The following is a 12,376-nucleotide window of genomic DNA, read 5'->3' on the forward strand; positions in this document are numbered from 1 at the left end:
CCTCGATCAGGCGCGGCGGCGCTCGCGGGCGAGGTCGACGACGTTGCCGGCATGGCCGCCGGGCTGCGTCCGGAAGGCCGCGACCAGGCCGTTCAGCCGCGCGATCTGCTGGGCGAGGGCAGCGGCCGAGGCGGCGCTTTCCTCGGCGAGCGCGGCGTTGGCCTGGGTCATCTCGTCCATATGGGCGATGGTCTGGCTCATCTCGTCGATGCCGCTGGCCTGCTCGGCCGCGGCGGCGGAGACCTCGGCGACCGTGGTGGCGACGCGCTGCGAGGCCTCGACGATCTCGCTCAGCACCGCGCCGGCCGAGCGCACCAGCTCGACGCCGCCGCCGATCTGCGCGTTCGAGGCCTGGATCAGGGCCGAAATGCCCTTTGCGGCCTCGCCGGAGCGCTGGGCGAGGGTGCGCACCTCGGAGGCGACGACGGCGAAGCCCTTTCCGGCATCGCCGGCCCGGGCCGCCTCGACCGCGGCGTTGAGCGCCAGCAGATTGGTCTGGAAGGCGATCTCGTCGATCACCGAGGTGATGTCGGAAATCTTCCTGGAGGCGTCCTCGATCCGGCCCATGGCCTGAACGGCGTCGTCGACGATGGCGCCGCCCTTGCGGGCGATGCCGCTCGCCTCCTGCGAAAGCCTGGCGGCCTGGCGCGAGGAGTCGGCCGCGGCCTTGACCGAAGCGGCGAGCTCCTCGGTCGTCGCTGCGCTCTCCTCGAGCGAGGAGGCCTGCTCCTCGGTGCGCTTGGAGAGATCGTCGGCGCCGCTGGTGATCTCGCGGCCGGCGGTCGCGACCTCGACGGAGGTCGCCTTGATCGCATCGACGGTGGCGGCGAGCCGCTCGATCGCGCTGTTGAAATCCTGCTTCAGCGCCTCGTAATCGGCCGCGACCGCGTCCTCGATCCGCACGGTGAGGTCGCCCTGCGAAAGACGGGCCAGGGCCTCGGCCAGCAGCCCGACGACCTGGCGCTGCTCGCCGAGCAGCGCGCCCTGCGCGGCCGCGGCCTCCTCACGCTGCCTGACGATGGCGAGGTTCTGGCGCTCGGCCTCGGCCCGGCCGGCGCTGGTCTCGGCTTCGAGCCGCTGCACGGCGAGCCCGTTCTCCTTGAAGACCTGCACGGCCTGCGCCATCTGGCCGATCTCGTCGCGGCGCGCGAGACCGGCGATGGCGACCTCGTAATCGCCGGCCGCGAGCATCAGCATGGCGTCGCGCAGGCGGCGCAGGGGCAGGGCGGTGGTGCGGCCGACGATGAAGGCGGCGATCAGGCCGAGCACGAGCGCCGCCGCGATCGTCGCCAGGATAACCGCCTGCGTCCAGGACTGCGCCTCGGCGAGGCGGGTGCCGGCCTCCGCCTCCTGCGCCGAGAGCCGGCCCTCGAGCTCCCGCAGCGGCGGGGCGATCAGGTCGAACTGGCCGGAGAGCTTCTCGGCGGCGAGCATGAACTCCTTCTCGGCCTTGCTCCAGTCGGGGACGAGCCCGGCATAGGTCTTGAACGCCGGCTCGATCTCGGCCTTCGCCTCGGCCGGGACGCTCGGGCGGCCGAGCGCGCGCTCGAAGCGCCCCTGCTCGACCTCCCACTGGCCGAGCAGGCTCTCGTCGAGGGTCAGCCGATAGGCGGCATCGATCCGGCGCAGCGCCGCGAGGATGCCGGGAAGCCGGGCGAGGTCGGGCGAGTCGGAGCCGGTGCTGTGCGAGCGCACCGCGGTCTGCAGCGCGTCGCCGGCGGTTTCGAGCCGGGCGGCGAGACCATCCGGCGCGGCGGCACGCAGCGCGCGCTGCATCGTGCCGATCACGGCGAAATCGGCTTCGATCGCCTTCAGCGGCGCGTCGAGCGCGGCGATGCCGTCGCGGACCCGCTCCGCCCCGGCGGCGGCGTCCAGTCGCGCGACCGCCTGCTTCAGCGCTTCCAGGCCGACGCCGAAATCCTCGAGATCGGTGCTCTCCTGGCGGAAGCGGACATCGCGGCTGGCGGCCTTCAGCGCGAAGTTCGCGGCGCGCACCTCGCGCGAGCGCGCAGCCAGAGCGGAATAGGCCTTGTGGTCCTCGAAGGCGGCGGTGAGCCGGCCGCCGCCCGTCCAGGAGGCGATGCCGATCAGCACGAGGCCGAGGACGAAGACGACGCTGACCAGCGCGATCCTGAGCTGGATGGTCAAGCGCGACGTGGCCGCGCGCGAGCTTGCGAACTTCAACGCCATGACCTCTCGCCTGCCGGAAAGCAGGCAGGAGCCTACGAAATCATGCTTAACGTTCCGCTAAACGCGAAGGGCGGGCCCGCCCGAAGCGAGGCCCGCCCTTCCGATCGGTCTCGACGATGTGCGGCTAGAACTCCTCCCAGCCGGCGTCGTCCGAGCGGGCGTTGACGCGTCTGCGGGCCGGAGCGCCCTGCGGCGCCGTCCGGTGCTGGTCGAAGGCGGCTTCGGCGAGCTTGCGCAGGCGCTCCGGCTCGCCGCCGGCGGCGGCCGCGGCGTGCATATGGGAGGCCGGGCGGCGGGACGGCGCATAATGGGCGCTGGCGACGGCGGCCGGCGCGATCTCGTCGCCGGTGCGGAAGGCCGCGACCAGGGCGTTGAGCTCGGCGATCTTGCCGGCGAGGGCGTTCGCCGAGGCGGCGCTCTCTTCGGCGAGCGCCGCGTTGGCCTGGGTCATTTCGTCCATATGGGCGACGGTCTGGCTCATCTCCTCGATGCCGTTGGCCTGCTCGGTCGAGGCGGTCGCGACCTCGGAGATCGTCGTCTGGACGCCCTGCGAGGCGGCGACGATGCGGGTCAGCGCGTCGCCGGCCTGGCGCACCAGCTTGACCCCGGCCTCGACCTCGACGTTCGAGGACGAGATCAGGGCGGAGATGTCCTTGGCCGCCTCGCCCGAGCGCTGGGCCAGGGTGCGAACCTCCGAGGCGACGACGGCGAAGCCCTTGCCGGCATCGCCGGCCCGCGCCGCCTCGACCGCCGCATTCAGCGCCAGCAGGTTGGTCTGGAAGGCGATGTCGTCGATGACGCGGATGATGTCGGAGATCTTCTTCGAGGCGTCCTCGATCCGGGCCATGGCCGAGACCGCCTCGCCGACGATGGCGCCGCCGTCCTGGGCGACCTGCATCGCCTCGCCGGCCTGGCGCACCGCCTGCTGCGAAGCCTGGGCCGAAGCCTTGACCGAGGCGGCGAGCTCCTCGGTGGTCGCTGCGCTCTCCTCGAGCGAGGAGGCCTGCTCCTCGGTGCGCTTCGAGAGGTCGTCGGCGCCGGTCGAGATCTCGCGGGCAGAGAGGCCGACATCGGAGGCATTGGCCTGGATGGTGCGCAGCGTCGTCGAGAGCCGCTCGGCGGTCCGGTTGATCGCCTCCTGCAGCGCGGCGAAGCGGCCGCGATAGCCGGTGGTCACGCGGTGGGTGAGATCGCCGGCGGCGAGCGCCTGCATCGCCTGCGCGAACTCGGTCGTCGCGGCGTCGACCACCGCGTTGATCTCGTTGACGCCCTCGACCAGCTCGCGCAGCGGGCCGTCGACCTCGCCGGCCTCGGCGCGGCCGGAGAAGTCGCCGGCGCGGGCGGCGGCGACGATGCCGGCGACCTCGCCGACCAGCGTGCGCACCTTGGCGGCCTGTTCGGCGTCGGCCAGCATGGCGACCTCGCGGTCACGCCGGTTGGTCTCCAGCGCGAGCGCGTTCTGGCGGTATTCCTCGAGCGCGCCGCTGAGCGCACCGATCTCGTCGGGACAGGGCGGGGCCGGGATCTTCTGGGCGAAGTCGCCGGCCTGCATGCCGTCGAGCGCCGTCTTCAGCGAGACCAGCGGCCGGGTGAGGCGGCGTTGCAGGCCGCGCCAGCTGAACAGGCAGATGGCGAGCAGCGCGAGGAACAGGCCGCCGGTGACGGCGAGCCGGGTCCCGGCCCGCGCCAGCGTCGCCTGCGTCGTCTTCTCCATCTCGTCGAAGGACTGGGCGACGGCGGCGAGGATGATGTTGAACGGGCCGTTGCACTGCCTGGTCCATTCCTCGGCGCCGACGACCGGGCCGCTGCCCTGGCCGACGCGGCCGATCTGCTCGTCCATCAGCCGGTTGGCGGCTTCGACCTCGGCATTCATGGCGCCGACCTTGCCGACCAGCTCGGGGCTAACGCCCGGCCGCGCCGCGAGCTGCTTCAGCTGCGCGACGCCGGCGTCGGAGGCGCCGCGCATCTCGCCGAGCCGGCGCAGCTGCGCCGCATCCATCGGCTTGTTGCTGCCGAAGACCGGGCGCAGCACCGAGCATTGCGTGCCGTAGCTCGAGCGCACGCGCCAGGCGGCGGCCTTGAAGTTCTGCAGGTCGGCCAGCGCCGGATCGGACAGGCGGACCGCCGTCGACGTCGCATCAGAGGCCCGGGTCATCACGGTCTCGATCTCGCCGATGCCGTTGTACCAGGGCATGGTGGCGGCGAGGCTGCGCTGTCCCTTCGGCTTGGCCGCCTCGGCATACATCTCGGGCAGCCTGGCTTCGGCGGCCTTCTCCTGCTGGGCGATCGCCTCGGCCAGGGCCTCCCGCTCGGCGAGATCGGTCGCCCGCAGCCGCGCCCTGGCGCGCGCCAGCTCGTCGCGATTGGCCTGCTCGATCTTGCGCAGGGTCGCGGCCGGATCATCCGCGACCTGGATGGCGGTCTGCGCCTGCCCGCGATTGGAGCGGATCGTGTTGCCCGCGACGAGAAGGGCCTCGTCGGCGGCGACGAGCCCGACGAGGCGGCGGCCGGTCTGGACATCCTCCGCCGCCTGCTCGGCGAGAAAGGCGAGCGCGCCGAGTCCGGGCAGGCACAGGCACGCCATGGTGGCGACGAGATAGTTCCTGATCGAGGCGGGGAAGAGGTTCACGAGGTCTGTCCGGGCTTACTGGGCGCGGGACAGGGGCGCCGCCCTGGCCCCGCGCGCGATGCGGGCCCTGCAGGTTTGGCAGCATACTCTTAAAAATTTGCCTTAATTTTGCCCAGTCGTAAGCCGCCTCGGTCTCTCACATCCACTCCCGGCGCTCATCCTCTCTCAACCCTCATCCTGCGATGCGATCACCGATCGCGTAGGCGGACCATCCTTCGAGGCGGCCGCTCACACGGCTTCCTCGGGGATGAGGGCTGAGAGGGGCAGATCGTCGGGCTGCGTTCAGCGCGCTGCGGCGCTCGCCACCGCGCGCATCAGCCGGAGCATGTTGCCGCCGGCGAGCTTGGCGAGATTCTCCTCCGACCAGCCGCGGCGGATCAGCTCGGCGATCAGGGCCGGGAAGGTCGAGGCGTCCTCGAGCCCGTCCGGCGTGAGGCCGCCGAAGAAGTCGGAGCCGATGCCGAGATGGTCGTGGCCGATCCGCCTGGCGAGATAGTCGAGATGGTCGCAATACTGCGCCAGCGTCGCCTTCGGCCGCGGGCCGGCGGTGCGGACGATCTCGGCCTCGGCCTTCTTGTAGTCGAGCCCTTCCGGCGTCTTGCCGTACTGGTCCTTGGCCGGGCGATGCCAGTCGCGCGAGGCCTGGCTGATGAAGTCGGGAACGAAGGTCGCCATCACGACGCCGCCCTTGCCCGCCACCCGGTCGAGCACGTCGTCGGGCACGTTGCGGGGGTGGTCGCAGAGCGAGAAGGCGTTGGAGTGCGACCAGACCGCCGGCGCCTCGCTGACGTCGAGCACGTCGTGCATCACCTTCGGCGCGACATGAGCGAGGTCGACGATCATGCCGAGCCGGTTCATCCGGCCGATCACCTGCTTGCCGAAGGCGCTGAGGCCGTCATGGCGCGGCGCGTCGGTCGCGGAATCGCACCAGTCGTGCGTGTCGTTGTGGCATAGCGTCATCAGCCGGACGCCGAGATCCCAATAGGCGTCGAGCGTGTCGAGCTCGTTGTCGAGCGCCGAGCCGTTCTCGATCGTCATGAACAGCGCGATTCGCCCTTCCGCCTTCGCGGCCTCGACGTCGTCGGCCGAGAGGCCGGGCCGGAAGACGTCGGCATGGCGCGCGAGGATCCGGCGCATCAGAGCGATCTGCGCCAGCGCGAAACCGGCCGGCTTCGGATGGTTCGGCGGCACATAGGCGGCGAAGAACTGCGCCGCGAGCCGGCCGGCGCGCATGCGCGGGATGTCGGTGTCGGTCTCGGGATGGACCTTGCCGAGATCGTAGGCGGCGAGGTCGCCCTTCGCCGCCGGATCGAGGCGCACGACATAGGGCAGATCGTTGTGACCATCGATCAGGGGGACGCGTGCCAGCAGGGCGAGCGCCCGCTCATGGGCTGCGTCGGCGAGCGGAGGGGCGGCGAGAACCATGGCGGACCTTCGGTGCGGATTCGCGGAAGCGCGATCGTGGCAGCGCTGGCGCCGACAGGCGAGAGCCTTGGCCCGGCTCAGGGCCGGCCCTGGTGCTGCCGCGCGGCGATTTCGCGCCCTGGTTGGTGCGGCATCGGCGCCTCCGCAGCCGGCGGAGACGAATCGTGCGCTGCATGTCGAGCAATCATCTTGCGCGGAATGCGGGCGTGGTCGCAGCATCGGCTGCCTATTGCATATGCAATGTGGCGCAGATTGCTTTTGACAGAAATGTGGCCGGGGGTGATTGTCGAATGGACAGACCGTTGGTAGCTCTGCGTCACAATCGTATCCCGCATGCGTCAGTGTCATGCCGCGCAAAAAAGAACGGGCAACAGGTTCGAGGGGTTAGGCGTCGTTCAATGGAAGTGTTCCTCCAGCAGCTCATCAACGGGCTGACCCTGGGGTCGATCTACGGCCTCATCGCCATCGGCTACACGATGGTCTTCGGCATCATCGGCATGGTGAACTTCGCCCATGGCGACGTCTTCATGCTGTCGGCCTTCATCGCGCTGATCTTCTTCATGCTGATTTCGGCCTGGCTCGGCGCCGGCCTGATCGTGCTCTCGCTGATCTTCGTCCTGATCCTGGCGATGTTCTTCACCTCGCTGTGGAACTGGACGATCGAGCGCGTCGCCTACCGGCCGCTGCGCGGCTCGTTCCGCCTCGCGCCGCTGATCTCGGCGATCGGCATGTCGATCTTCCTGATGAACTTCGTCCAGGTCGTGCAAGGGCCGCGCAACAAGCCGACGCCGCCGATGCTGAACCAGTCGATCCTGCTGATCGACAGCGCGACCTATCCGGTCTCGATCTCCTACAAGCAGGTGGTGATCATCGTCACCACGGTCGTGCTGCTCGCCGCCTTCTGGTATCTGGTGCAGAAGACGCCGCTCGGCCGCGCCCAGCGCGCCTGCGAGCAGGACCGCAAGATGGCCTCGCTGCTCGGCGTCGATGTCGACCGCACGATCTCGATCACCTTCGTGATGGGCGCGGCGCTCGCGGCCGTGGCCGGCGTGATGTACCTCGTGCTCTACGGCGTGGTGAACTTCGCCGACGGCTTCACGCCGGGCGTCAAGGCCTTCACCGCGGCCGTGCTCGGCGGCATCGGCTCGCTGCCGGGCGCCGTGCTCGGCGGGCTGCTGATCGGCCTGATCGAGGTGATGTGGTCGGCCTATTTCACCATCGACTACAAGGACGTCGCCGCCTTCTGCATCCTCGCGGTCGTCCTCGTCTTCATGCCCTCCGGCATCCTCGGCCGGCCCGAAGTCGAGAAGGTCTGACCGATGGCAGGAGAGGCTTCGATTCCCGCCAGGCGCCAGGCCGACATGATGGCGGCGCTGAAGGAGGCGGCCTTCGCCGCGCTGGTCACCTTCGGCCTGTGCATCCCGATCATCGCCTGGGGCACGCGCCAGAACCTCGACAATCAGCTGGTGCTCGACCCGCGCTGGGACGCGGTGGCCTGGGCGGTGGCGATCGTCTTCGTCGGCCGCTTCCTGATGGCGCTGCGCCAGCAGAAGCGCGGCGAGGGCAAGTCGGTCGTGCGGCTCCTGCCGCACGGCACGATCGGCTTCTTCCAGCGCCACTCGCGCATCTTCTCGCTGTTCGGCCTCGGCTTCCTGCTGACCTTCCCGATCATCGCGATCAATCTCGCCGGCTGGGGCGGGGCGCTGAAATGGATCGACAATTTCGGCGTGCAGATCCTGATCTACGTGATGCTCGGCTGGGGGCTGAACATCGTCGTCGGCCTCGCCGGCCTGCTCGACCTCGGCTATGTCGCCTTCTATGCGGTCGGCGCCTATTCCTACGCGCTGCTGGCCAAGAATTTCGGCCTGTCCTTCTGGCTGCTGCTGCCGCTCGCCGGCATCCTCGCCGCCTTCTGGGGCATCATCCTGGGCTTCCCGGTGCTGCGCCTGCGCGGCGACTACCTCGCCATCGTGACGCTGGCCTTCGGCGAGATCATCCGCCTCGTCCTGGTCAACTGGACGGATTTCTCGAACGGCTATGCCGGCATTTCCGGCATCCCGCGGCCAACCTTCTTCGGCATCCCGTTCACGGCGGCCGATGACGGTTTCGCGGCGGTGTTCGGGCTCGAATTCTCGCCGCTCTACCGCACGATCTTCCTCTACTATGTCATCCTGTGCCTGGCGCTGCTGACGGCCTATGTCAGCCTGCGCCTGCGGCGCCTGCCGGTCGGGCGCGCCTGGGAGGCGCTGCGGGAGGATGAGATCGCCTGCCGTTCGCTCGGCATCAACACCACCAACACCAAGCTGACCGCCTTCTCGCTCGGCGCGATGTTCGGCGGCTTCGCCGGCTCGTTCTTCGCGGCGCGGCAGGGTTTCATCAGCCCCGAATCCTTCGTCTTCATGGAATCGGCGGTGATCCTCGCCATCGTCGTGCTCGGCGGCATGGGCTCGCTCTGGGGCTGCGCCATCGCGGCGATCGTGATGATCGGCGGCACCGAGCTGCTGCGCGAGCTCGACTGGCTGAAGCAGATCTTCGGCCCCGATTTCGACCCGACCAAGTACCGCATGCTGATCTTCGGCTTCGCCATGGTGGCGATCATGATCTGGAAGCCGCGCGGGCTGATCTCGACCCGCGAGCCGACCGCGTTCCTCAAGGAGAAGAAGGCCATCTCGGCCGACATGGTCCAGGAGGGGCACGGCTGATGACGAACGTGGTCGAGACCACCTCGGCGGCGACGGCGGCCACGGTCGCCCCGCCCGGAACCCCGCTGCTCAAGGTCGAGCACGTCACCATGCGCTTCGGCGGCCTGACCGCTGTCAACGACCTCTCCTTCGAAGCCCGCAAGGGCGACATCACCGCGCTGATCGGCCCGAACGGCGCCGGCAAGACCACGGTGTTCAACTGCATCACCGGCTTCTACAAGCCGACCGAGGGCATGATCACGCTGACGCAGGAGAGCGGCGACAGCTACCTGCTCGAGCGCATGCCGGATTTCCGCATCGCCTGGAAGGCCAAGGTCGCCCGCACCTTCCAGAACATCCGCCTGTTCGGCGGCATGACGGTGCTGGAGAACCTGCTCGTCGCCCAGCACAACCCGCTGATGATCGCCTCGGGCTTCACCTTCCTCGGCGTGCTCGGCATCGGCGGCTACAAGGCGCGCGAGCGCGAGGCGATCGAGAAGGCCAAGTTCTGGCTCGAGAAGATCAACCTGATCCATCGCGCCGACGATCCCGCCGCCGATCTGCCCTATGGCGACCAGCGCCGCCTCGAGATCGCCCGGGCGATGTGCACCGATCCGGTGCTGCTCTGCCTCGACGAGCCGGCCGCCGGCCTCAACCCGCGCGAAAGCCTCGATCTCAACAACCTGCTGCTGTCGATCCGCAAGGACCATGGCACGGCGCTGCTGCTCATCGAACACGACATGTCGGTGGTGATGGAAATCTCGGACCATGTCGTGGTGCTCGACTATGGCACCAAGATCGCGGACGGCACGCCGGCCGAGGTGCAGGCCGACCAGAAGGTGATCGCCGCCTATCTCGGTGTCGACGACGAAGAGGTCGAGACGGTCGAAGCGGAGGTCGGCCTATGAGCGAGGCTCATCCGCTGCTCTGCGTCCGCGGCGTCAAGACCTATTATGGCAAGATCATCGCGCTGAAGGGCGTCGACGTCGATGTCCGCCCCGGCGAGATCGTGACGATGATCGGCGCCAACGGCGCCGGCAAGTCGACGCTGATGATGACGATCTTCGGGAATCCGCAGGCGCGCGAAGGCACCATCACCTATGAGGGGCGCGACATCACGCGGATGCCGAGCCACGAGATCGCGCGCCTCGGCATCGCGCAGTCGCCGGAAGGCCGGCGCATCTTCCCGCGGATGACGGTGTTCGAGAACCTGCAGATGGGCGCGGCCGTCGCCGGCATGCAGCATTTCGACGAGGATCTCGAGAAGATCTGCGTGCTGTTCCCGCGGGTGAAGGAGCGCCTGCAGCAGCGCGGGGGCACGCTCTCGGGCGGCGAGCAGCAGATGGTGGCGATCGCGCGCGCGCTGATGGCCCGGCCGAAGCTGCTCATGCTCGACGAGCCCTCGCTCGGCCTCGCGCCGCTGATCGTCAAGCAGATCTTCGAAGCGATCCGCGAGCTCAACCGCAGCCAGGGGCTGACCGTGTTCCTGGTCGAGCAGAACGCCTTCCATGCGCTGAAGCTCGCCCATCGCGGCTATGTCATGGTCAACGGCGTCATCACCATGAGCGGCACCGGGCAGGAATTGCTCGCCAACCCGCAGGTGCGGGCGGCCTATCTCGAAGGCGGCCGGCATTGAGCGGCGCGGCCTGAACGGAGCTACGACGATGCAGGGCATTCTCTACGAGGAGCCGACCATCTGGCTCTTCCTGCTGGTGACGGTGGCGATGGGCGGCTGGGCCGCCTGGATGACGGGCCGGGCGGTGGCGATCACCTGGCGCCCGCCGCTCCAGCTGCTCTTCTATACGGCGATCCTCGGGTTGGTGATCCGCTTCATCCACTTCGCCCTGTTCGAGGCGACGCTGCTGTCGCTGCACTATTATCTCGCCGACACCTTGGTGCTCCTGGCCTTCAGTTTCGCGGGCTGGCGCTACAACCGGGCCCGCCAGATGACGACGCAGTATCGCTGGCTCTACGAGCGCACCGGGCCCTTCACCTGGAAGGCGCGCGAGAGCGCCTAACCCGCCGGAAACACCACCAAAGTTCACGGGGCTTGCCGCGTGACAGCACCGCGAAAAAGCGCAAGACTGCGCCTCACGGTGGCACCACGCGCCGAGACGGGACGGCCAAACCGGCCCGTACTATTCTCACAGGGGAGTCACAACGCATGAAGAAGCTGCTCTTGGGCGGAATTGCCCTCGGCGCGGTCCTCGCCTTCTCCGGCGTAGCGAACGCACAGATCAAGCTTGGCGTCGGCGGCCCGATCACGGGTCCGAATGCGGCGTTCGGCGCGCAGCTGAAGAACGGGGCGGAACAGGCCGCCGAGGACATCAACGCGGCCGGCGGCATTCTCGGCCAGAAGATCCAGGTGCTGGTCGGCGACGACGTCTCCGATCCGAAGCAGGGCGTCTCGGTCGCCAACAAGTTCGTCGGCGACGGCGTGAAATGGGTGCTCGGCCACTTCAACTCCGGCGTGACCATGCCGGCCTCGGAAGTCTATGCCGAGAACGGCATCCTGATGATCAGCCCGTCGGCGACCAACCCGAAGATCACCGAGCGCGGCCTCTGGAACGTCTTCCGCACCTGCGGCCGCGACGACCAGCAGGGTTCGGTGGCGGCGGAGTACATCGCCAAGAACCTCAAGGGCAAGAAGATCGCCATCGTCCACGACAAGACGACCTACGGCCAGGGCCTTGCCGACGAGACCCGCAAGGGGCTGACCAAGGCCGGCGTCAAGGACGTGCTCTATGAAGGCGTCAACGCCGGCGAGAAGGACTTCTCGGCGCTGATCTCGAAGCTGAAGTCGACGGGCGCCGACTATCTCTACTGGGGCGGCCTGCACACCGAAGGCGGCCTGATCGTGCGCCAGATGCGCGACCAGGGCCTGAAGACCGTGATGATCTCGGGCGACGGCATCACCACCGACGAGTTCGCCACGATCGGCGGCCCGGGCGTCGAAGGCACGCTGATGACCTTCCCGCCGGATCCGCAGAAGCGTCCGGAAGCCGCTGCGGTGCTGAAGAAGTTCGAGGCCCGCAAGTTCAAGCCGGAAGCCTACACGCTCTACAGCTACGCCGCGGTCCAGATCATGGCCGAGGGCGCCAAGCGCGCGAACTCGCTCGACCCGAAGAAGGTCGCCGCGGCGCTGCATGGCGGCCAGCCGGTCGACACGGTCATCGGCAAGATCGGCTTCGACAAGAAGGGCGACATCACCCGCCCGGACTATACCGTCTACACCTGGAAGAAGGGCGCGGACGGCAAGATCGGCTATGTCGAGAACTGATCGCGGCTGATCGCGCCACGGCGCGAGCGCGGACCCGCCCCGGAGCGATCCGGGGCGGGTTTTTCTTTGGCCGGCCACGCTCGACTGGACCGGCAGCCTGCTCCTGTGATCGCGACATGCCGAGGTCAGTGGAACCGCGCATTGTCGGATGGCGCGCTGGTGGTTCGTCCT

9 protein-coding genes are annotated in these 12,376 nt (G+C 68.8%); 6 read left to right on the forward strand and 3 right to left on the reverse strand.

The genetic code is table 11. The features are described 5' to 3' along the window. Positions 1-6 precede the first annotated feature (6 nt). The 3 genes from CS1GBM4_RS00270 to CS1GBM4_RS00280 form a co-directional block, all read right to left on the reverse strand. On the reverse strand, positions 7-2,190 hold the full coding sequence (locus CS1GBM4_RS00270; RefSeq protein ID WP_186416682.1) for a methyl-accepting chemotaxis protein: 2,184 nt from the start codon (positions 2,188-2,190) through the stop codon (positions 7-9). A 124-nt stretch (positions 2,191-2,314) separates the two neighbouring features. Beyond that, complete coding sequence (locus CS1GBM4_RS00275; RefSeq protein ID WP_186416683.1) at positions 2,315-4,819, reverse strand: methyl-accepting chemotaxis protein; 2,505 nt, start codon at positions 4,817-4,819, stop codon at positions 2,315-2,317. Positions 4,820-5,101: 282 nt separating this feature from the next. Next, positions 5,102-6,244 (reverse strand): dipeptidase, encoded by a 1,143-nt coding sequence (locus CS1GBM4_RS00280; protein WP_186416684.1) that lies wholly within the window; start codon positions 6,242-6,244, stop codon positions 5,102-5,104. A gap of 398 nt (positions 6,245-6,642) precedes the next feature. Between CS1GBM4_RS00280 and CS1GBM4_RS00285 the strand changes: the two genes are divergently transcribed. From CS1GBM4_RS00285 to CS1GBM4_RS00310, 6 genes are all read left to right on the forward strand, one after another. Next, positions 6,643-7,560 carry a branched-chain amino acid ABC transporter permease LivH gene (locus tag CS1GBM4_RS00285; RefSeq protein ID WP_186416685.1) on the forward strand — a complete coding sequence of 306 codons (918 nt, stop codon included), beginning with the start codon at positions 6,643-6,645 and terminating at the stop codon, positions 7,558-7,560. Between the two features lie 3 nt (positions 7,561-7,563). Continuing rightward, entirely contained in the window at positions 7,564-8,946 is a 1,383-nt protein-coding gene (gene livM, locus CS1GBM4_RS00290; protein ID WP_186416686.1) for a high-affinity branched-chain amino acid ABC transporter permease LivM, read from the forward strand. An 89-nt stretch (positions 8,947-9,035) separates the two neighbouring features. After that, positions 9,036-9,833, forward strand: coding sequence for an ABC transporter ATP-binding protein (locus tag CS1GBM4_RS00295; protein WP_244606996.1), 798 nt, complete (start codon positions 9,036-9,038; stop codon positions 9,831-9,833). Further along, on the forward strand, positions 9,830-10,561 hold the full coding sequence (locus CS1GBM4_RS00300) for an ABC transporter ATP-binding protein (RefSeq protein WP_186416688.1): 732 nt from the start codon (positions 9,830-9,832) through the stop codon (positions 10,559-10,561). Before CS1GBM4_RS00295 ends, CS1GBM4_RS00300 begins: the two co-directional genes overlap by 4 nt. 28 nt (positions 10,562-10,589) lie before the next feature. Beyond that, positions 10,590-10,943, forward strand: coding sequence for a DUF6867 family protein (locus CS1GBM4_RS00305; RefSeq protein ID WP_186416689.1), 354 nt, complete (start codon positions 10,590-10,592; stop codon positions 10,941-10,943). A gap of 146 nt (positions 10,944-11,089) precedes the next feature. After that, positions 11,090-12,205, forward strand: coding sequence for a branched-chain amino acid ABC transporter substrate-binding protein (locus CS1GBM4_RS00310; RefSeq protein ID WP_186416690.1), 1,116 nt, complete (start codon positions 11,090-11,092; stop codon positions 12,203-12,205). Positions 12,206-12,376: the final 171 nt, after the last annotated feature.

This window comes from Allobosea sp. CS1GBMeth4, assembly GCF_900185715.1.
Lineage (GTDB): Bacteria > Pseudomonadota > Alphaproteobacteria > Rhizobiales > Beijerinckiaceae > Allobosea.